This is a genomic window from Actinacidiphila sp. bgisy160 (assembly GCF_057707815.1).
On the sequence record NZ_JBYIQW010000050.1, the window covers coordinates 1 to 19,143 of the forward strand.

At 73.6% G+C, this 19,143-nt stretch carries 17 protein-coding genes and 1 pseudogene; 9 read left to right on the top strand and 9 right to left on the bottom strand.

Annotation, left to right across the window (positions count from 1 at the left end; translation table 11 throughout):
• Positions 1–148: 148 nt before the first annotated feature.
• Positions 149–991, bottom strand: a complete 843-nt coding sequence (locus AC3EUJ_RS29275; protein ID WP_431966576.1) for a nitrilase-related carbon-nitrogen hydrolase — start codon at positions 989–991, stop codon at positions 149–151.
• 300 nt (positions 992–1,291) lie between these two features.
• Between AC3EUJ_RS29275 and AC3EUJ_RS29280 the strand changes: the two genes are divergently transcribed.
• Both AC3EUJ_RS29280 and AC3EUJ_RS29285 read left to right on the top strand, forming a co-directional pair.
• Entirely contained in the window at positions 1,292–1,948 is a 657-nt protein-coding gene (locus AC3EUJ_RS29280) for an ArsR/SmtB family transcription factor (protein WP_431966578.1), read from the top strand.
• Positions 1,949–2,117: 169 nt separating this feature from the next.
• Positions 2,118–2,846 (top strand): SRPBCC family protein, encoded by a 729-nt coding sequence (locus AC3EUJ_RS29285; protein ID WP_431966580.1) that lies wholly within the window; start codon positions 2,118–2,120, stop codon positions 2,844–2,846.
• A 119-nt stretch (positions 2,847–2,965) separates the two neighbouring features.
• On the opposite strand, the gene AC3EUJ_RS29290 is transcribed toward AC3EUJ_RS29285, so the two are convergent.
• Complete coding sequence (locus tag AC3EUJ_RS29290; RefSeq protein ID WP_431966582.1) at positions 2,966–5,185, bottom strand: NADP-dependent isocitrate dehydrogenase; 2,220 nt, start codon at positions 5,183–5,185, stop codon at positions 2,966–2,968.
• Positions 5,186–5,453: 268 nt separating this feature from the next.
• Here AC3EUJ_RS29290 and AC3EUJ_RS29295 point away from each other — a divergent pair, with 268 nt between their 5' ends.
• Positions 5,454–6,830 carry an MFS transporter gene (locus AC3EUJ_RS29295; RefSeq protein ID WP_431966584.1) on the top strand — a complete coding sequence of 459 codons (1,377 nt, stop codon included), beginning with the start codon at positions 5,454–5,456 and terminating at the stop codon, positions 6,828–6,830.
• A gap of 48 nt (positions 6,831–6,878) precedes the next feature.
• Positions 6,879–7,325 (top strand): VOC family protein, encoded by a 447-nt coding sequence (locus tag AC3EUJ_RS29300; RefSeq protein ID WP_431966586.1) that lies wholly within the window; start codon positions 6,879–6,881, stop codon positions 7,323–7,325.
• Here the strand turns inward: AC3EUJ_RS29300 and AC3EUJ_RS29305 are convergent.
• The 3 genes from AC3EUJ_RS29305 to AC3EUJ_RS29315 form a co-directional block, all read right to left on the bottom strand.
• Positions 7,268–9,247, bottom strand: a complete 1,980-nt coding sequence (locus AC3EUJ_RS29305; RefSeq protein ID WP_431966588.1) for a helix-turn-helix domain-containing protein — start codon at positions 9,245–9,247, stop codon at positions 7,268–7,270. The two genes, AC3EUJ_RS29300 and AC3EUJ_RS29305, sit on opposite strands and share 58 nt — an antisense overlap.
• Positions 9,248–9,313: 66 nt before the next feature.
• Entirely contained in the window at positions 9,314–10,138 is an 825-nt protein-coding gene (locus AC3EUJ_RS29310) for a 3-hydroxybutyrate dehydrogenase (protein ID WP_431966590.1), read from the bottom strand.
• A gap of 85 nt (positions 10,139–10,223) precedes the next feature.
• A complete protein-coding gene (locus tag AC3EUJ_RS29315) occupies positions 10,224–10,709 on the bottom strand; it encodes an NUDIX hydrolase (RefSeq protein ID WP_431966592.1) in 486 nt (161 codons plus the stop codon).
• A 109-nt stretch (positions 10,710–10,818) separates the two neighbouring features.
• Between AC3EUJ_RS29315 and AC3EUJ_RS29320 the strand changes: the two genes are divergently transcribed.
• Positions 10,819–11,070: a hypothetical protein gene (locus AC3EUJ_RS29320; protein WP_431966594.1), complete on the top strand. Its 252-nt coding sequence runs from the start codon at positions 10,819–10,821 to the stop codon at positions 11,068–11,070.
• A 256-nt stretch (positions 11,071–11,326) separates the two neighbouring features.
• On the opposite strand, the gene AC3EUJ_RS29325 is transcribed toward AC3EUJ_RS29320, so the two are convergent.
• Positions 11,327–11,455 carry a hypothetical protein gene (locus AC3EUJ_RS29325; protein WP_431966596.1) on the bottom strand — a complete coding sequence of 43 codons (129 nt, stop codon included), beginning with the start codon at positions 11,453–11,455 and terminating at the stop codon, positions 11,327–11,329.
• A gap of 221 nt (positions 11,456–11,676) precedes the next feature.
• Between AC3EUJ_RS29325 and AC3EUJ_RS29330 the strand changes: the two genes are divergently transcribed.
• From AC3EUJ_RS29330 to AC3EUJ_RS29340, 3 genes and pseudogenes are all read left to right on the top strand, one after another.
• Positions 11,677–12,714 carry a LacI family DNA-binding transcriptional regulator gene (locus AC3EUJ_RS29330; protein ID WP_431966598.1) on the top strand — a complete coding sequence of 346 codons (1,038 nt, stop codon included), beginning with the start codon at positions 11,677–11,679 and terminating at the stop codon, positions 12,712–12,714.
• A gap of 75 nt (positions 12,715–12,789) precedes the next feature.
• Complete coding sequence (locus AC3EUJ_RS29335) at positions 12,790–14,187, top strand: GH1 family beta-glucosidase (RefSeq protein WP_431966600.1); 1,398 nt, start codon at positions 12,790–12,792, stop codon at positions 14,185–14,187.
• A gap of 107 nt (positions 14,188–14,294) precedes the next feature.
• Positions 14,295–15,133: pseudogene (locus tag AC3EUJ_RS29340) on the top strand (TIM-barrel domain-containing protein); the annotation flags it as partial.
• Between the two features lie 85 nt (positions 15,134–15,218).
• Here the strand turns inward: AC3EUJ_RS29340 and AC3EUJ_RS29345 are convergent.
• The gene (locus tag AC3EUJ_RS29345) at positions 15,219–15,746 is read right to left on the bottom strand and encodes a hypothetical protein (RefSeq protein WP_431966602.1); all 528 of its coding nucleotides are present in this window, start codon (positions 15,744–15,746) and stop codon (positions 15,219–15,221) included.
• Between the two features lie 107 nt (positions 15,747–15,853).
• Positions 15,854–16,642, bottom strand: coding sequence for a glutamate racemase (locus tag AC3EUJ_RS29350; protein WP_431966604.1), 789 nt, complete (start codon positions 16,640–16,642; stop codon positions 15,854–15,856).
• Positions 16,643–16,738: 96 nt separating this feature from the next.
• On the opposite strand from AC3EUJ_RS29350, the gene AC3EUJ_RS29355 reads away from it, so the two are divergent.
• On the top strand, positions 16,739–17,920 hold the full coding sequence (locus AC3EUJ_RS29355) for a glycosyltransferase (protein WP_431966606.1): 1,182 nt from the start codon (positions 16,739–16,741) through the stop codon (positions 17,918–17,920).
• Here the strand turns inward: AC3EUJ_RS29355 and AC3EUJ_RS29360 are convergent.
• Positions 17,884–19,041 (bottom strand): glycosyltransferase family 4 protein, encoded by a 1,158-nt coding sequence (locus AC3EUJ_RS29360; protein WP_431966608.1) that lies wholly within the window; start codon positions 19,039–19,041, stop codon positions 17,884–17,886. The genes AC3EUJ_RS29355 and AC3EUJ_RS29360 overlap by 37 nt on opposite strands.
• Positions 19,042–19,143 lie beyond the last annotated feature (102 nt).

The following is a 19,143-nucleotide window of genomic DNA, read 5'->3' on the forward strand; positions in this document are numbered from 1 at the left end:
CGTCCAGCCCTCGGCGACCGTGCTGCCGGTGGCGGCGAGGGCGACGATCCTCTCGTCCTCGACGAGGACGTCGGCGTGGACCTCCTCTGCGGCGGTGATGACCAGTCCGCCGCGGATCAGGGTTCGGCTCACCGGTTTTCCCCTCCTCTCAGGCCTCGGTCAGCGGGCCGTAGGCGTCGGGGCGGCGGTCCCGGTAGAAGGCCCACTGCTGACGGACCTCCTCGATCTTTCCGAAGTCCAGGTCGCGCACGACGAGTTCCTCCTCCTTGTCGGAGGCGACGTCGCCCACGAACTGGCCGCGCGGGTCGACGAAGTAGGACGTGCCGTAGAAGTCGTTGTCGCCGTACTCCTCCTGGCCGACCCGGTTGATGGCGGCGACGAAGTACTCGTTGGCGACGGCCGCGGCCGGCTGCTCCAGCTGCCACAGGTACGCGGACAGCCCGCGCGAGGTGGCGGAGGGGTTGTAGACCAGCTCGGCGCCGGCGAGGCCCAGCGCCCGCCAGCCCTCGGGGAAGTGGCGGTCGTAGCAGATGTAGACGCCGACCTTGCCGACCGCCGTGTCGAAGACCGGCCACCCCAGGTTCCCGGGCTTGAAGTAGTACTTCTCCCAGAAGCCCTTCACCTGCGGGATGTGGTGCTTGCGGTACTTGCCGAGGTAGCTGCCGTCGGCGTCGATCACGGCGGCGGTGTTGTAGTAGAAGCCCGCCTGCTCGATCTCGTAGACCGGGACGACCATCACCATGCGGAGCTCCTTGGCGAGCGCCTGCATCCGCACGATCGTCGGGCCGTCGGGCACCGGCTCCGCCCACCGGTAGTGCTCGGGCTCCTGCACCTGGCAGAAGTACGGGGCGTTGAACACCTCCTGGAAGCCGATGACCTGCGCCCCCTGGGCGGCGGCCTCGCGGGCGTACCGCTCGTGCAGGTCGGTCATCGACTCCTTGTCGCCGGTCCACTTCGTCTGGACGAGCGCGGCGCGCACTACTCGACTCATCGGTCTTCCCTCCGACGTCGCGGCAATGAGCGGGCCGCGAAGGTGAACTCCGGGCCGCTTGACGGCTGACACTAAGAGCCGCGGGGTGCCGGGTGCAGTACCACGCTGTAACGCACTGGGCCTCCCGGCGTTCCGCCGCGTCACCTGCGCGGACACCGCCCACAGCGATGTCAGGGGCGTTCGCGCGGCAGGTGAGATCGGTGTTTCGTCCCGGGCGCCGGCGTTACCGGCGGGTGTCGCCCACTCCCCGACAAGAAAAGTGGGCTGGACAAAAAAAATTTTCGGTGAGACGGTTGAGCCATGTTGGACGTGAGTGTGATCGAGGACTCGGCGGCGGCCGCCGCCACGCTGGAGCCCGTACGGGCCCGCCTCCTCGCCGAGCTGGCGGAGGGGCCCGCGTCGGCGGCCATGCTCGCCGCCCGGGTCGGGCTGCCCCGGCAGAAGGTGAACTACCACCTGCGGACGCTTGAGGCGCACGGTCTGGTCGAGCTGGCCGGCGAGCGCCGCAAGGGCAACGTCACCGAGCGGCTGATGCGGGCCACCGCGGCCTCGTACGTGATCTCGCCGCTCGCGCTGGCCGCCGTCCAGCCGGACCCCGGGCGCTTCCGCGACCAGCTGTCCGCGCGCTGGCTGCTGGCCGTGGCCGCCCGCCTCGTACGCGACGTCGGCACCCTGATCACTGGCGCGGCCAGGGCCCGCAAGCGCCTCGCGACGTACGCCCTCGACGGGGAGGTGCGCTTCGCCTCCGCCGCCGACCGGGCCGCGTTCGTGGAGGAGCTGACCCGCGGGGTGAGCGCGCTGATCGCCAAGTACCACGACGCGGACGGCGAGGGCGGCCGCGACCACCGCATCGTGGTCGCGCTCCACCCCACCGTGAAGGACCCCGCGCCCACGGCCGGGGAGTCCGCGCCGGCCGTGGAAGGCCGCGCGCCGACGGCCATCGATGAGTCCTCGTGAGCCAAGTCCCCGTGTCGGAGTCCCCGTGAGCGGAGTCCCCGTGAACGGTCCGTGACCCCTTCACGGCCGCCCACGTACGGCGGAACACGAGCGCCACCACCCACCACCCACCCCCCCCACCACGCCGTCCGGGCGTCCGGGCCCGGTCCCACGAGGAGCAAGCAGCACCATGTCAAAGGAATTCGAGATCGTTCGCGAGTTCGAGACCGAGGCCAGTCCGGAGGAGGTCTGGGAGGCCGTCACCACCGGCTCCGCCGGCTGGCTGTGGCCCCAGGAGTTCGAGCCGCGCGAGGGCGGCGCCGCGCCCTTCGGCGGCACCCTCACCGCCTGGGACCCGCCGCACCACCTGATCGCCCGGTCGGAGGGCCTGGACGTCGCCCACAACCAGACCTTCAACCAGCTCGAGCACGTCATCGAGGAGCGCGAGGGCGGTGGTGCCTGGGTGCGCTACGTGCACAGCGGCGTCCTCGTCGACGACTGGGACAACCAGTACGACGGCGCGAGCAAGCACACCGACTTCTACCTGCACACCCTGCGCCAGTACCTGACCCACTTCGGCGGGCGGCCGGCGGCCTTCGCCACCGTGGCCGGCCCCGCCGCGTCCACCGCGCCGGACGCCCTCGAGGTCGTCAGCCGCGCCCTCGGGGTGCCGGACGACGCGGCCGAGGGCGCGACCGTACGCGTCGAACTGCCCGGCGCCGGGCCGGTGGAGGCCGTGGTCGACTACCGCAACCGCTACTTCGTCGGCCTGCGCACCAAAGACGCGATGTACCGGGTCTTCGGCCGCAACCACTTCGGCGCCCCGGTCGGCGTGAGCGTGCACGACTTCGCCCCCGGCGCCGACGGCGGGCGGGCCGGTGAGCGCTGGCAGGCGTGGCTGGACGGCGTCTTCGCCTGACGGTCCGCCGCGGCCCGCCCGTCCCTTGCACCTTGCACCTTGCGCGCGAACCGCCCCGGCTGGTGATCCAGCCGGGGCGGTTCCCGTCGTACTGCGGTTCGGCCGTGCCGAGGGTCGCGTCAGACGAGGCTCGCCAGCGCCTCGTTGAAGGTCGCGGACGGACGCATCACGGCGGCTGCCTCGGCCGGGTCGGGCTGGTAGTAGCCGCCGATCTCGACCGGGGAGCCCTGGACGGCGATCAGCTCGTCGACGATCGTCTGCTCCTTGTCGGTCAGCGTCTGGGCGAGCGGGCCGAAGGCCTTGGCCAGCTCCGCGTCGTCCGTCTGCCTGGCCAGCTCCTGGGCCCAGTACATGGCCAGGTAGAAGTGGCTGCCGCGGTTGTCGATGCCGCCGAGCTTACGGCTGGGCGACTTGTCCTCGTTGAGGAAGGTGCCCGTGGCGCGGTCGAGCGTGTCGGCCAGGACCTGGGCGCGGGCGTTGCCCGTGGTGGTCGCCAGGTGCTCGAAGCTGACCGCGAGCGCCAGGAACTCACCGAGGCTGTCCCAGCGCAGGTAGTTCTCCTTGACCAGCTGCTGCACGTGCTTGGGGGCGGAGCCGCCGGCGCCGGTCTCGAAGAGGCCGCCGCCGTTCATCAGCGGCACGACCGACAGCATCTTGGCGCTGGTGCCCAGCTCCAGGATCGGGAAGAGGTCGGTCAGGTAGTCGCGCAGCACGTTGCCGGTGACGGAGATCGTGTTCTCGCCGCGGCGGATGCGCTCGAGGGAGAACTTGGTCGCCTCGACCGGGGACTTGATCTCGATCTGCAGGCCCTCGGTGTCGTGCTCCGGGAGGTACTGCTTGACCTTGGCGATCAGGTTCGCGTCGTGGGCGCGCTCCTCGTCCAGCCAGAACACCGCCGGGTCGCCGGTCGCGCGGGCGCGGGTGACGGCGAGCTTGACCCAGTCCTTGATCGGGGCGTCCTTGGTCTGGCAGGCGCGGAAGATGTCGCCCGCGGAGACGGCCTGCTCCAGCACGACGTTGCCCGCCTGGTCGACCAGGCGCACGGTGCCGGTGTGCTGGATCTCGAAGGTCTTGTCGTGGCTGCCGTACTCCTCGGCCTTCTGCGCCATGAGGCCGACGTTGGGCACCGAGCCCATGGTGGCCGGGTCGAAGGCGCCGTGGGCGCGGCAGTCGTCGATGACGGCCTGGTAGATGCCGGCGTAGCTGCTGTCCGGGAGCACCGCGAGGGTGTCGGCCTCCTGGCCGTCCGGGCCCCACATGTGGCCGGAGGTGCGGATCATGGCCGGCATGGAGGCGTCGACGATGACGTCGCTGGGGACGTGCAGGTTGGTGATGCCGCGGTCGGAGTCGACCATGGCCAGGGCCGGGCCCTCGGCCAGCTCGGCCTCGAAGGAGGCCTTGATCGCGGCGCCGTCGGCCAGCGACTCGACGCCCTTGAGGATGCCGCCGAGGCCGTCGTTGGGGGTGAGGCCGGCCGCCGCGAAGGTCTCGCCGTACTGGGCGAAGGTCTTGGGGAAGAAGGCGCGCACGACGTGGCCGAAGATGATCGGGTCGGAGACCTTCATCATGGTGGCCTTCAGGTGCACGGAGAACAGGACGTCCTCGGCCTTGGCGCGAGCGACCTGCTCGCCGAGGAACTCGCGCAGCACGGCGACGCGCATGACGGAGGCGTCGACGACCTCGCCCGCGAGCACCGGCACGGACTCGCGCAGCACGGTGGTCGTACCGTCGTCACCGACCAGCTCGATACGCAGGGCGCCGTCCTCGGCGATGACGGCGGACCTCTCGGTGGACCGGAAGTCGTCGGCGGTCATGTGCGCGACATTGGTCTTGGAGTCGGCCGACCAGGCGCCCATGCGGTGCGGGTGCGCCTTGGCGTAGTTCTTGACCGACGCGGGGGCGCGGCGGTCGGAGTTGCCCTCGCGCAGGACGGGGTTGACGGCGCTGCCCTTGATCTTGTCGTAGCGGGCGCGGACGTCCTTGTCCTCGTCGGACTTCGGGTCGTCCGGGTAGTCCGGCAGCGCGTAGCCCTTTGCCTGCAGCTCGGCGATGGCGGCCTTCAGCTGCGGGATCGAGGCCGAGACGTTCGGCAGCTTGATGATGTTGGCGGCGGGGGTCTTGGCCAGCTCGCCGAGTTCGGCGAGGGCGTCGGGGATGCGCTGCCCCTCCTCCAGGTACTCGGGGAAGCTCGCGATGATGCGCCCGGCCAGGGAGATGTCACGGGTCTCCACGGCGACTCCGGCCGTGGAGGCGTACGCCTGGATCACGGGCAGGAACGAGTACGTCGCCAGCGCCGGCGCCTCGTCGGTGTGCGTATAGATGATGGTCGAGTCAGTCACCGGGTGCTCCGCTCCACGTCTGCAACATTGCTCGACATCAAGATATCTCGTGAGCGGCGGCCACTCGAATGGACCCTCTCGGGGCGCGCTCTCCGCCTCCGGTCACGCGCGGGCCCCCGCCGGGCACCCCGGGCCGTGCGCCCATGGTGCCCGCCCGGATACCCGTCCGCGTAACTGTGGTGTTCCACCACATGGGAGCGTGACGTGGCCGTTTCTACGGTGTGGCGACATCGGAAACGTCCCCGTCCCCCGCCCGGAAGTGGTGACCATGGCAACCCCGGCACCCGCGCCCACCGCACCCGGCTCGCTCCGCAGAATCGTCGCGGCGAGCCTCATCGGCACCACCATCGAGTGGTACGACTTCTTCCTCTACGGCTCCGCCGCCGCGCTGGTCTTCAACAAGCTGTTCTTCCCCAACGAGGAACCCCTGGTCGGCACGCTGCTGTCGTTCCTCACCTACGCGGTCGGCTTCGCCGCCCGCCCGGTGGGCGCGCTCGTCTTCGGCCACTACGGGGACCGTCTCGGCCGCAAGCGGCTGCTCGTGCTGAGTCTGCTGCTCATGGGCGGCGCGACCTTCTGCATCGGCCTGCTGCCCACGTTCGGCACGATCGGCGTCGCCGCTCCGGTGCTGCTCACCCTGCTCCGCCTGGTGCAGGGCTTCGCGCTCGGCGGCGAGTGGGGCGGCGCGGTGCTGCTGGTCTCGGAGCACGGCGACGCCAAGCGGCGCGGGTTCTGGGCGTCGTGGCCGCAGACGGGCGCCCCGGCCGGCCAGCTGCTGGCCACCGGTGTGCTGTCGGCGCTGACCGCGCTGCTCTCGGACGCCGCCTTCACGTCGTGGGGCTGGCGGATCCCCTTCCTGCTCTCGGGCGTGCTCGTGATGGTGGGGCTGTGGATCCGGCTGTCGGTCGACGAATCGCCGGTGTTCAAGGCGGCGCTGGCGAGGGCGGCGGCCCGCAAGGCGGAGGAGTCCGCGATCGAGCGGCTGCCGCTGCTGTCGGTGCTCCGTGACCACTGGCGGGACGTCCTGGTGGCCATGGGTGCCCGCATGGCGGAGAACATCAGCTACTACGTCATCACCGCCTTCGTCCTCGTCTACGCCGTCGAGCACGCGGCCCTGGGGAAGCAGACCGCGCTGAACGCCGTGCTCATCGCCTCCGCGGTGCACTTCGCCGTCATCCCGGCCTGGGGCGCCCTCTCCGACCGCGTCGGTCGCAGGCCGGTGTACCTGCTGGGTGCGGCGGGCGTGGGTCTGTGGGCCTTCCCCTTCTTCGCGCTGATCGACACGAAGAGCTTCCCGGCCCTGCTGTTGGCGGTCACGGGCGGTCTGGTGCTGCACGGTGCCATGTACGCGCCGCAGGCGGCCTTCTTCTCGGAGATGTTCGCGACCCGCATGCGCTACTCCGGCGCCTCGATCGGCGCCCAGTTCGCCTCCGTGGCCGCGGGCGCCCCGGCTCCGCTCATCGCGACCGCGCTGCTCGCGTCCTACGACAGCTCGGTCCCCATCTCGCTGTACGTCATCGCCGCCGCCCTGCTCACGCTGATCGCGGTCGGGCTGGCCAAGGAGACGCGCGGCCGGGACCTCGACGCCATCGAGGCCGAGACCTCGCAGGACTCCCCGCTGGCCCGGTCGGCCCACGCGGGCTGACGACGGCGACCACCGTTCCGCACCCCGACGCGTAGGCCCCGCCACGGAATGTCAGTGGCGGGGTCTACTGTCGTGACTGTGAGTGACAGGAGAGCGGGGACGGGGGTGCTGCACCATGTCGAGTTGTGGGTTCCGGAGCTGGAGCGCGCGGAGGCCGAATGGGGCTGGCTGCTGGGCGAGCTCGGCTACGTCCGGTACCAGCGGTGGGAGGCCGGGCGCAGCTGGCGTCTGGGAGCGGCCTATATCGTCGTCGAGCGGTCACCGGATCTCGTCGCCGGACCCCACGAGCGCCGCAGGGCGGGGCTGAACCACCTCGCGTTCCATGTGGCGGGCCGCGCGGAGCTGGAGGCGCTCGTGGCGCGCTCGCCGCGGCACGGCTGGACGCTGATGTTCCCCGAGCGGCATCCTTACGCCGGCGGCGAGGAGCACTACGCCGCCTACCTGGAGAACGGCGACGGGTTCGAGGTGGAGCTGGTCGCGGGCGCGGATCCCTGACCGGCCGGGCCTCGCGGCGGGCCCTCCCGCCCCGCCGAAAGGCCGTGCAGGCGCAGCGCGAGCTGGATCTCCAGCGCGCGGTCCGGGGACTGCCAGTCGGCGCCGAGCAGGTGGGAGATGCGCTCCAGGCGCTGCGCGACGGTGTTGACGTGCACGTGGAGGGCGTCTTTGGTGCGTACCGGGCTCATCCCGCTGGCGAAGTAGGCGTCCATGGTGCGCACGAGGTCGGTGCCCCGGCGGCGGTCGTAGTCGGCGACGGCGCCGATCGTGCGGTGCACAAAGCCGTCGACGTCGCGCGACTCAGTCAGCAGCAGTCCGAGGAAGCCGAAGTCGTCGCCCGCGGCACCCTCCCCGGCCCGGCCGAGGGCGCGCAGCGTGTCACCGCAGCGTTGTGCCTCCGCGTAGGCCAGGGCGACGGAACCGGGCCGGCCGACCGGCGCCCGGACGGGGCCGGACGCCCCCACGGTGACGGCCGCCCGCACCGCCGTGCCCAGTTGCTGGGCGATCCGGCGGGCGGTCGCGGAGGCGTCGGAGCCCGGCTCCAGCGGGAGCAGCAGCACGGTTCCGCCGTCGCGCGCGGCGGCCAGGCCGCGCCGGGTGGCGGCGAGGTGGGAGGCGGCCGACCACAGCCGCTGCCGGTCCGCGGCGGCCCCGGCGTGCTCCTCGTCGACGCGGGCGGCGAGGACGACGTGCGGGGCGTCGAGGTCGGCGCGGAGCCGGCCGGCGCGTTCCCGCAGCAGGCCGGGGTCGCGGTGCGGGGCGTCGAGCAGGTCGTCCAGGAGCTCGCCGCGGAAGCGCTGCTCGGCCTCGGCCGCGGTGCGCCGGGCGAGCAGGAGCAGGGAGGTGACCATGGCGGCCCGCTCCAGCGTGCGCTGGTCGACGGGGTCCAGTGCGGGGTGGCCGTGCAGCACGAGGGCGCCCAGCAGTTCCCCGCCCGCGGTGACGGCGGCCGTCCAGCTCTCGCCCTGCCGTACGGCGTGCCCGTCCTTCCGGGAGCGGGCGACGGCGTCGGCGAGCGCGTCGGGGACGGGGTCATGGTCGGTCCCGACGACCCGCACCGTCCCGGAGAGCACCTCGGCGACGGCTTCCGCGACGTCGTCGACACCGCCGCCGCGCAGCACGAGCTCGGTGAGCCGGTCGTGCACCTCGGAGGCCCGTTCCAGCACGGCGCTGTGGCTGCGGATGGTCTCGTTGGCGGTCCCGAGGTCGGCGAGCGCGGACCGGGTCTCCTCCAGCAGGTTCGCCGTGTCGATGGCGACGGCGGCGAGCGAGGCGAGGGAGGCGAGCAGGGCGATCTGGCCGCGCTCGAACACCCGGGCCCGGCGGTCCGCGGCGTACAGCACGCCGATGACGCCGGTACCCAGCACGAGGGGCACTCCGAGGATCGCCACTAGGCCCTCGTCGTGCACGGCCGAGTCGATCGGGTGGGTGTGCCGGAAGCGCTCGTCGTCGAAGTAGGACTCGGTGACGTAGGGCAGGGCGGTCTGCGCGACCAGGCCGCCGAGTCCCTCGCCCATCCCGAGTCGCACCCGCTGGAACTCGGCGGAGACCGAACCCTCGGTGACCCGCATGTAGGTGTCGCCGGCCTTGCGGTCGATCAGGCTGAGGTAGGCGACGTCCGTGCCGAGCAGCGATCTGGCCCGCTGCACGATGGCCTGCAGCACCGAGTCCAGGTCGCGCAGGCCCGCGAGGTCGCCGGCCGTCTCGAAGAGCGCCGACAGCTCGGCCTCGCGCCGCCGCCGGCCCTCCAGTTCCGCCCGCACTCGCAGCGCGAGCAGCTTGGCCTGCTCCATCTCCGCGAGCACGGCCGGGGGCGCGCCCTCGGCCCTGGCCGCGAGGACCGGCCGCTCGTACTCCTCGGCCGGTGCCCCGCGGGCGAGCAGCCGCAGGAAAGGTGCGTCGGAAGGGCTGTGGGGAGCCATGGTTCCGCCGTGGTCGTCGGGGGCTTCGTGTGAGTGGCGCGGCACGCTGTCAGGGATACCGGCAGATCAGTGTGCCGTCCATCCTCCGTCCATGGTGAGCGAGGCACCGGTGATGAAGGACGCCTGCCGCGAGCAGAGGTAGGCCGTCAGCTCGGCGACCTCCTCCGGCTCCAGCAGCCGCTTCACGGCGGAGTCGGCGAGCATGATCTCGGTGACGACCCGCTCGGGTTCGATGCCGTGCGCGGCCGCCTGGTCGGCGATCTGCCGCTCGACGAGCGGGGTGCGCACATAGGCGGGGCTGATGCAGTTCGAGGTGACGCCCCGTGCGGCGCCCTCCAGGGCGGCGGTCTTGGACAGGCCCTCCAGCCCGTGCTTGGCCGAGACGTAGGCGCTCTTGTAGGCCGAGGCCCGCAGACCGTGGACGGAGGAGATGTTCACGATCCGGCCCCAGCCCTGCCCGTACATGTGCGGCAGCGCCCCCCGGATCAGCCGGAAGGGGGCCTCGAGCATCACCCGCAGCACCGTGGCGAAGACGTCGGGCGGGAAGTCCTCGATGGGGCGGACGAGCTGCAGCCCCGCGTTGTTGACCAGGATGTCGGTGCCGGCGGCGGCCTGCTCGGCCGCGTCGAGGTCGGTCAGGTCCAGCGTCAGGGTCTCGACCGCGCCGGGGCGGCCGCCCGCCGCCGCCTGTGCCGCGAGCTCGGCCAGACCTTCGGCGTCCCGGTCGGCGGCCCGCACCTTGGCACCGGCGGCGGCCAGTCGCAGGACGCACGCGCGGCCGATACCGCCGGCGGCGCCGGTGACGAGCGCGGTGCGTCCGTCCAGGTCCGGAACTCCGGACGGCGCGACGGGGCCTGCTGCGGGACGGGGCGCGGGGGGCGTGAGCGTCATGCACTGCAGGCTAGGCAGCGCGCGGGTCCCGACCGATGTGTGCGCCGCCCACACTCGCGTCAGCGCCCGTGGGGGCGGCGCACACTCACCCCTGTGGCGGTCCCGCGGGCTCGAACCAGGTGGGGCTCCCGGACAGCGCGTGCTTGAGCCGCAGCCGCCCGTGGTTGCCGAGGTCGGGCAGGCCGTCCACGTCGAACCAGCCGACCTCCAGCGACTCGTCGTCCGCGACCCTGGCCCGCCCGCCGACGGCCCGGCAGCGGAAGGTGATGTCCACGTACTGGCAGCGGTCCCCGTTGGGGTAGAGGACGGGGTCGATCGTCTGGACGAGGACGACACGCTCCGCGACCGCGCGCACGCCGGTCTCCTCCAGCACTTCGCGTACGGCGGTCTGGGCGGGTTGCTCACCGGGTTCCGCGATGCCGCCGATGAGGGACCAGCGTCCGTTGTCCGCCCGCCGGTTCAGCAGGACGCGGTTCTCGTCGTCGAGCACGACCGCCGTGACACCGGGCAGGAGCAGCTGCCGGTGGCCGACGAGGGCCCGCAGCTCGCGAAGGAATTCGGGAATCGGCACGCCCTGAGCCTACGTCCCCCTGCCGCGCCCTCCCGTCGGTCCTCCCCGCCGGCGCGGCACTTGCCGTTCGCGCACGGGATCTGCACATCCCCGGGCCCCAGCGGTTACGGTGACCCCCGGGGTCGGGGGGGTCCCCGGGCTCGCCGCCTCCTACGTCTGGCTGCTCTGGGCGCTCCAGCGCTCTCCGCGCCCGACCCCGGTCGTCCTGACCGCCGCGGCCGCCCTGACCGGCCTGGCCATGCAGTCCGCCGTCGACCACGTCCTCAGCTACCCCGTCGTCACCGCGGCCGCGGGTCTCCTCGCCGGCCTCGCCACCTCCCGCCCCCTCGGCGCGACCCCGGACCGCGGCACCGGCACGTGAGCCCTCGGCCCGGAACAGCGCGTCGACGGCGTGAGCAAGTTCTCCCGCGGCCTCCATGACCGCGTCCGTGCCTCCAGCCGGACCGCGGCGAGTGCGGCGCCCATCGGGACGAGGCCCTGCCAGGCGGCGCCCCCCCGTTGTCCACGGGGTCGCCATGGTGGGCGGCGCGACGGCCGACCGCCGAGGCGAGTTCCTGGGTCGCGGCACGACAGGCGGCCATCAACGTCACATAGGCGTCGCGGCGGTCCTGCCGCTGTCAACGCCGGTCGCCGAGGTCCCGCTGCCGTACGGCCTGCCATCGCCTCGCCGCCCAGCCGGTGCCGCCGGTGACCACCGAACCGAATGCCCCGACCGCGGCGCCCAGCACCGCTGTTGCCTCTTCCACCCGGGACTCCCTCCCCGCCGGCCCGCCGCGGCCGCCCGCTCCGGCCCTACCCGGCTCGCGGCCCGCTGCACACCGGCGACGGGCCGGCCGCCGCGCCACGAGCCGAAGGGGCCGTTGTCGCACCCTGGGGTGTCGACATAACATCGTCCTCCGTAGTGGTCGAATCGATTCGACGAATCGATTCGACCACTACTGCACCTCAGGATCAGAAGGAGAGCCGCATGACCACGATCAAGGACGTCGCCGAACGCGCCGGGGTCGCGCCCAGCACCGTGTCGTACGTCCTGAGCGGCTCACGCAAGATCTCGGAGGACACCCGCCGCACCGTGCAGCAGGCGATCGACGACCTCGGTTACCACCCCCGCGCGAGCGCCCGCACCTTGCGCAGCACGCGCACCCATGTGCTGGCACTCGCGCTCCCCCGCGTGGCCGGGGGCTACCGGGCCGTCGACGGGCACTTCGCGATCGAGATCAGCGACGCAGCCCGCCACCACGGCTACGACGTCCTGCTCACCACGGCCCAGGAGGGCGTGCCGGGCCTGCGCCGCATCGCGCGCAGCGGCCAGGCGGACGCCGCGGTCCTGATGGCCGTCGAGATGGAGGACCCGCGCATCGCGGCCATGGTCGAACTCGGCTTCCCCAGCGCGCTGCTGGGGCGGTCCGCCGACGACTCCGCACTGCCGTGGACCGACCTGGACTGGGAGGCGGCCGCGGCCCTCGCCATCCGTGAAGTCGCCGCCGCCGGCCACCGGGACATCGCGTACCTCGCGACCACCGAGCACGAGATCCAGGCGCGCCGCGGCTACGCGATCCGGGGCCTGGACGGGGCCCGCCGCGGGGCGCCGGAGACGGGGGCCGACGTGCGCGTGCACCAGTCGACCAGGGACATGGCACGGCTCGCGCGGCGCATCGGCACCCTGCTGCACGGCGAACGCCCGCCCACCGCCCTGGTGGTGCAGCACGTGGCGGCGCTCCCGCACGTCCTCGCCGCGGTGGCGGCGGAGGGGCTGCGGGTGCCCGAGGACCTGGCGGTGGTGGCCGTCGGAAACCTGCCCGACGACCTCGGCGGCCAGGACCTGCCACGCATCGAACTGCCCGTCCCCGAGATGTCCGCAGAGGTGACGCGGCTCGCCGTGGAGGCGATCGCCGCGCACGCGCAGGGTGCGCCCCGGACCCCGCCGGGACACCGGTTGATCCCCCCGGTGCTCGTGCCGGGCCCGGGGATCGCCCCGCCCCGCTCAGGCGCGGCCGGCGCCTGAACCGCGCCCCGCTCTGCCGCTTTTCTCACCGTTCTGTTCCCCGCACACGCAGCGCACCAGCCAGGAGCATCCCCCATGCCCACCGACTTCCCGCTCTTCCCGCCCGGATTCCGCTTCGGCGCCGCCACCGCCGCCTACCAGATCGAGGGCGCCCACGACGAGGACGGCCGCGGGCCGTCCATCTGGGACACCTTCAGCCACACCCCCGGCCGTACCGCCGAGGGCGCCACCGGTGACGTGGCCTGCGACCACTACCACCGTCACGCCGAGGACGTACGCCTCCTCGCCGACCTGGGCGTGGATTCCTACCGCTTCTCCGTCGCCTGGCCGCGCGTCGTCCCGCAGGGCCGCGGCGCGGTCAACGGCAAGGGCCTGGACTTCTACGACCGTCTCACCGACGACCTGCTCGCCGCGGGCGTCTCCCCCGCGGTGACGCTCTACCACTGGGACCTCCCGCAGGCCCTGGAGGACGAGGGCGGCTGGCGCAACCGCGCCACGGCCGAGGCCTTCGCCGCGTACGCGGGCGTCGTCGCCGAGCGGCTCGGGGACCGCGTGGAGCGCTGGATCACCCTCAACGAGCCCTACTGCTCGGCCTTCGTCGGCTACGCCGAGGGCCGGCACGCCCCCGGCGCGCAGGAGGGCACCGGCGCCCTGGCCGCCGCCCACCACCTGCTGCTCGCCCACGGCCTGGCGGTGCGCACGCTGCGCGAGGCGGGCGCCCGCGAGGTCGGCATCACCCTCAACCTCGACCGCATCGAGGCCGCGAGCGACTCCGCCGCCGACCTGGCCGCGCTGCGCCGGGCCATGACGCTGCACAACGACACGTGGACCGAGCCGCTGTTCTCCGGCAGCTACCCCGTCGGCGAGGCCGAGACATGGGGCGCGCTCGCCGACGGCTCGTACCGCCGCGAGGGCGACCTGGAGATCATCGGAGCGCCGCTGGACTTCGTGGGCCTCAACTTCTACCGCCCTCTGACCGTCACCGACGCCCCGCACCGCGAGCCCGACCCGGCCCGCCGTACCGCCGTCGACATCGGTGTCCGCGAGACCGACCCGTACGGGACGCGGCACACCACCATGGGCTGGCCCGTCGTCCCCGAGTCCTTCACGGCGCTGCTGCTGGAACTCAAGGAGCGCTACCCGTCGCTGCCGCCCGCCTTCATCACGGAGAACGGCTCGGCCGAGGCCGACGTCCTGACCGCCGACGGCCGCGTCGACGACACCGACCGCGTGGCCTATCTCCGTGACCACCTCCACGCGCTCGTCGCCGCGGTGGACGCGGGCGTGGACGTGCGCGGCTACTACGTCTGGTCGCTGCTGGACAACTTCGAGTGGGCCCGCGGCTACGGCCAGCGCTTCGGCATCGTGCACGTCGACTACGACAACGACGCCAAGCGCACGCCCAAGGCCAGTTACGGCTGGTACCGGGACCTGATCGGCGCCCACCGGGCGGGACGGCCGGACCGGTTGTGAAGACACCGACGGCTTCTGGATGATGCGCCCGGGCGTCACGGCGAAGTACGCGGCCTCCGTCGCCGACGCCTCGGTCGCGGCGACCGGGGCGTCCTCCACGCGCCGTTGAAGCCGTGCTCTTCGCCCGCTCGGCGACCGCAGGCGGACAGCGGTTCCCGGTGCGCTGGGGCGGCGACTGCGCGTCGACGGTCACGGCGATGGCGGACAGCCTGCGCGGCGAACTGTCGCTGGGCCTGTCGGGCTTCGGCTTCTGCAACCACGACATCGGCGGATTCGAGGGCACGCCGCACCAGGCAGCCGGCTGCACAGCAGCAGGCCCCACCGCGTGCCGTGGGAGTTCGGGGACGTGGCCGTCGCCGTCACCCGCGACTTCACGCGGCTGAAGAACCCCCTCACGCCGTACCTGTATCGGGCCGCGCTGCAGGCCCGTGACCAGGGCACGCCGATGATGCGGGCGATGGTGCTGGAGTTCCCCGGCGACAGGGCCTGCCACCATCTGGACCGGCAGTGCATGCTCGGCGACGACCTGCTGGTCGCCCCGGTCCTCAGCGCGGACGGCGTGGTCGAGTACTACGTCCCGGCCTGCACCTGGACGCGCCTGCTGACCGGTGAGCGCGTCGAGGGCCCGCGCCGGCGGCGCGAGACGCCCGGCTTCGACACGCTCCCACTGCCGGCGAGGCCCGGCTCGGTGGTGCCCTTCGGCGCCGCCGGGGAGCGCCCGGAGTACGACTGGGCGGGCGGCGACGCGATCAAGGCCGTGCCGGCTACGGACGGCTCGACAGCCGCCGTCTCCCTCGTACGCCGTACGGGTGACACGGTCTCGGTCGAGGCCCAGGGCGAGCGCCCGCCGGCCGCCCCGTGGAACGTGCTGCTCGTCGGCGCGGACGACACGGGGGGGCCGAGGGAGCCGCATCGGCCGAGCGCCCGGGGCTGGGCGTGCTCTTGAGGTGCGCCGCGGTGACCGGACGGGGGCGGCGCGCTGGTCGTGAGCGCCCGCCGGCGGTGAAGGGGCCGCACCCCGGCCCCGAGGGCTACGGGCGCAGGCCCAGCCGGCTGCGGATGGCCCGGACGGCGCCCTCGGCGTCGTCCACGGTGACGGTGAAGTGCCGGCCGTTGCCGAGGTCGATCACGACACCGGGCCCGCGGCGGACCACGACCGCGGTGCCCTGTTCGGGCCGCCAGCGGTACCCCCAGCCGCCCCAGTGGCGGGGGCTGACCACGGGGGCGAGGTGCGCGTCGCTGATCTCCTCCCAGCGGATCCGGCGGCGGGGCACGCCGATGTGGCCGCAGCGCACCTGGAGCCCGTCGCGGTCCACGTTCACGCGGACGTGGGTGAACGCGACGGTTCCGAACAGCACCAGCAGCCCCGCCGCGATGCAGCCCACCACCGACATGACCAGCGGCACCGTGCCCGAGGTGTAGGGCGAGGCCACGGCGAGTTCGATGCCGAGCGCCAGGCAGGCCGCCCCCGCGGCCGCCAGGAGCCACTGGAAGCGGTTGCTCGCGTGGCCCGTCCACACCTGGGATGTACGCGCGTCGTCACGCTGCGCGTCCGTCATAGTGCGCAGCCTACTCATCCCACGGCCGGTTGGCACCGTTGCGCGGAGGGGAAGCGACGGAACGCGGCGGCAAGGCGGCGCCCCTCGCCCGAGGGCGTGGGGCGGGGTCAGCGCGCCTCGGCTGCGGCAGTGGCCACGCCGGCGCCGAGGGAGCGGCCCTCGGCGTAGGCCAGCGCCTCGGGCGTGACGGTGCCCGCCCGGCCGCTGAGGATCACCGTGAGGCTCCCGGTCGGTGCCGCGTCCGGGAGCGGCTCCGCGCCGATCCGGCGCAGCGTCTGGGCGGCGACGGCGTCCGCCGAGCCGTACAGCCGGGCCGGGCCGGCCAGGGCGGCCCGGATGCGGTCGGCCACCAGCTCGTAGTGAGTGCAGCCGAGGACGACCGCCTCGACGTCGGAGGGGGTGAGCGCGGCCGCGGCGGAGACGGCGGCGGCGGTCGCGGACTCGTCGGCCCGGTCGACGGCGTCGGCGAGGCCGGGGCACGGCACCTCGGTGATCTCTGCGCCGTTGCCGAAGTCCTCGATCAACCCGCGCTGATAGGGGCTGCCGGTGGTCGCCGGGGTCGCCCAGATCGCCACCTTGCGGGCCTCGGCGGCGGCGGGCTTGATCGCCGGGACGGTGCCGATCACCGGGATCGCGGGTTCGAGGGCCGCGCGCAGCGCGGGCAGGGCGTGCACCGTCGCGGTGTTGCAGGCCGCAATCAGCGCTTCCGGACGGTGCTCGGCGGCGGCGAGGGCGCAGGCCAGGGCGTGCGCGGTGACGTCCTCGGGGGTACGCGGACCCCAGGGCATGCCGTCGGGGTCGCAGGAGAGCACCAGGTCCGCGTCGGGCCGCAGCCGGCGGATGGCGGCGGCCGCGGCGAGCAGGCCGATACCGGAGTCCAACAGCGCGATCTTCACGGGGCACCACCTTACGCGATGCGATTGTCGGCCCGCCCCGCGGCCGTACCGGCGGAAATCACGCGCACATAGGGGCGGCGGCGGCACACTGCGGGAGTGACGTGGCTGACGTGGGTGACCGTGGGGTCGTTGCTGTCGTGGGTGTGGCTGCTCCTGGCGCAGGGCCTGTTCTGGCGGACGGACGTGCGGATGCCCGCCGTCGCGGCGGAGCCGCGGGAGTGGCCTGACGTGGCGGTGGTCGTCCCGGCGCGGGACGAGGCGGAGGTGCTGCCGCGGAGCCTGCCGAGCGTCCTGGCGCAGCGCTACCCGGGACGCGCCGAGGTCTTCCTGGTGGACGACGGCAGCACCGACGGCACTGGGGAACTGGCGCGTGAGCTGGCGCACCGGGCGGACGGGCTGCCGCTGCGCGTGGTCTGCCCGGCTCCTCCCCCGGAGGGCTGGACGGGGAAGTTGTGGGCGGTGCGGCACGGCATCGGGGCGGCCACGTCCTCCGGCCGCCCGGAGTTCCTGCTGCTGACGGACGCCGACATCGCGCACGGCCCGGACTCGCTGCGCCACCTGGTGGCCGCGGCGCAGGGCGCCGACCTGGACATGGTGTCGCAGATGGCGCGGCTGCGGGTCGCCACCGCCTGGGAGCGCCTGGTCGTCCCGGCCTTCGTCTACTTCTTCGCGCAGCTCTACCCGTTCCGCCGGGTGAACCGGCCGCGGGCCAGGACCGCCGCGGCCGCCGGCGGATGCGTGCTGATCCGCCGCGCGGCGGTGGAGCGGGCGGGTGTGCCCGACACGATCCGGCACGCGGTGATCGACGACGTGGCGCTGGCCCGGGCCGTCAAGCGCGCGGGCGGGCGGATCTGGCTGGGCCTGGCCGACGAGGTCGACAGCGTCCGCCCGTACCCCGGCCTCGCCGAGCTGTGGCGGATGGTCTCGCGGAGCGCCTACGCGCAGCTGCGGCACAGCGCGCTCCTCCTCACCGGCACGGTGCTCGGCCTGCTGCTGGTGTACGTGCTCCCGCCGCTCGCCGCGATCGGCGGGGCGCTCGCCGGCCACTGGGCGCTGTGCGCGGCGGGCGCTGCGGCGTGGGCCCTGATGTGCGGTACCTATGTGCCGATGCTCCGCTACTACCGGCAGCCGCCGTGGCCGGCGCTGCTGCTGCCGTTCACGGCGGTCCTCTACCTGCTGATGACGGTCGACTCGGCGGTGCAGCACGGCCGGGGCCGTGGGGCCGCGTGGAAGGGCCGCACCTATACGCGACCGCGGCCCGACGACGCCTCGGCGTAGACGACGGCGAGCCGGGCACCGACGACCGCGGTGCCGTAGCGGCGCCGGGTGCGCTCGGCGAGGGCCGTGGGCAGGCGGGCGGACAACCGGGCGGCGGCCTCCACGAGCGCCCGGCCGAGGGCGGAGGCGTCGCCGGGTTCGACGAGCACCCCGCCGTCGTGCCCGACGAGTTCGGGCAGTGCTCCGGTGCGGGTGCCGACGACGGGGGTACCGCAGCAGAGCGCGTCCAGGGCGCGCACGCAGAAGCTCTCCACATGGCTCGCCACGAGGAAGAGGTCGGCGTGCGCCACGGTGTGCAGCGCCTCGGCGCGGCCGCGAGCCCGGCGCACCGTGACGAAATGGGCCACTCCGCACTTGCGTATCAGCTCGCGCACATCGGCGGGGAGTTCGGCGGGCCCCTCGGCGATGACGTCCAGCCGCAGCCGCGGGTCCTTGACCCGCGCGGAGGCGAAGGCGTGGACCAGCACTTCCCAGCCCTCGTGACGCCCGAAGCGCCCGGCGGCCGCCACCCGCACCGGGTCCTGGCTGATCCGGGTGCGGGCGGGCACCGGCGGAAGCGCCTCGGGGCACACGGGGTGCGGGACCAGACGGTGCCGGCCGGGGAGGCGGAGTTCGCCGAGCCGCAGCAGCAGGGCGTCGCTGACGGCCAGGACCGCGGCGGCCTCGCGGTGGACCCGCGCACGGGCCCGCCGCGCGGGAAGGCCGGGGAGCGGGCAGGTGGGATGCCCGAACAGGGACGGGTCGTCCTCGGTGACCACGTACGGCAGCCCAACGGTCCGTGCGAGCCGGGGCAGCAGTTCCCCGGCGCCGGGCACATGGCCGTGGAGGAGATCGAACCTGCCGCACTCGGCCGCCTCGTGGCGCAGCACGCCCCCGACGCGGCCCGCGGTGACGCGGCGCGCCATGGCACCGCCGTGAGGGACGGCGACCTGGTAATGGTGCGGCCGCTCGGGGTCCCGACCGGCGTAGGGGAGTCCGCGGACGGCCGGCAAGGTCAACTCGCGGACGGCCACCACGTCGACCACGTCGGCGACGGTCGCAGCGGCCTTGCGCCATTCCTCCGGCCGCGCCGGCCGGTCCTGCCCGAAAAGCATGGCGACGCGCATGGCCCACTGTGGCATATCGGGGGCCTCCCGGGACGAAGTTCGACCGAGTCACGCAAACGCCTCGTTCCTCCTTCGTGCGGGTGACTTGTTGGTGCGCGAGAGTGTCGGTCCCGTCAC

Excerpts from the sequence above, each read along its gene's own strand:
- AC3EUJ_RS29275 (WP_431966576.1), bottom strand. The coding sequence starts at position 991 with ATGAGTCGAGTAGTGCGCGCCGCGCTCGTCCAGACGAAGTGGACCGGC.
- AC3EUJ_RS29280 (WP_431966578.1), top strand. The coding sequence starts at position 1,292 with ATGTTGGACGTGAGTGTGATCGAGGACTCGGCGGCGGCCGCCGCCACG.
- AC3EUJ_RS29285 (WP_431966580.1), top strand. The coding sequence starts at position 2,118 with ATGTCAAAGGAATTCGAGATCGTTCGCGAGTTCGAGACCGAGGCCAGT.
- AC3EUJ_RS29295 (WP_431966584.1), top strand. The coding sequence starts at position 5,454 with ATGGCAACCCCGGCACCCGCGCCCACCGCACCCGGCTCGCTCCGCAGA.
- AC3EUJ_RS29300 (WP_431966586.1), top strand. The coding sequence starts at position 6,879 with ATGTCAGTGGCGGGGTCTACTGTCGTGACTGTGAGTGACAGGAGAGCG.
- AC3EUJ_RS29305 (WP_431966588.1), bottom strand. The coding sequence starts at position 9,247 with ATGGCTCCCCACAGCCCTTCCGACGCACCTTTCCTGCGGCTGCTCGCC.
- AC3EUJ_RS29310 (WP_431966590.1), bottom strand. The coding sequence starts at position 10,138 with ATGACGCTCACGCCCCCCGCGCCCCGTCCCGCAGCAGGCCCCGTCGCG.
- AC3EUJ_RS29330 (WP_431966598.1), top strand. The coding sequence starts at position 11,677 with ATGACCACGATCAAGGACGTCGCCGAACGCGCCGGGGTCGCGCCCAGC.
- AC3EUJ_RS29335 (WP_431966600.1), top strand. The coding sequence starts at position 12,790 with ATGCCCACCGACTTCCCGCTCTTCCCGCCCGGATTCCGCTTCGGCGCC.
- AC3EUJ_RS29345 (WP_431966602.1), bottom strand. The coding sequence starts at position 15,746 with ATGACGGACGCGCAGCGTGACGACGCGCGTACATCCCAGGTGTGGACG.
- AC3EUJ_RS29360 (WP_431966608.1), bottom strand. The coding sequence starts at position 19,041 with ATGCCACAGTGGGCCATGCGCGTCGCCATGCTTTTCGGGCAGGACCGG.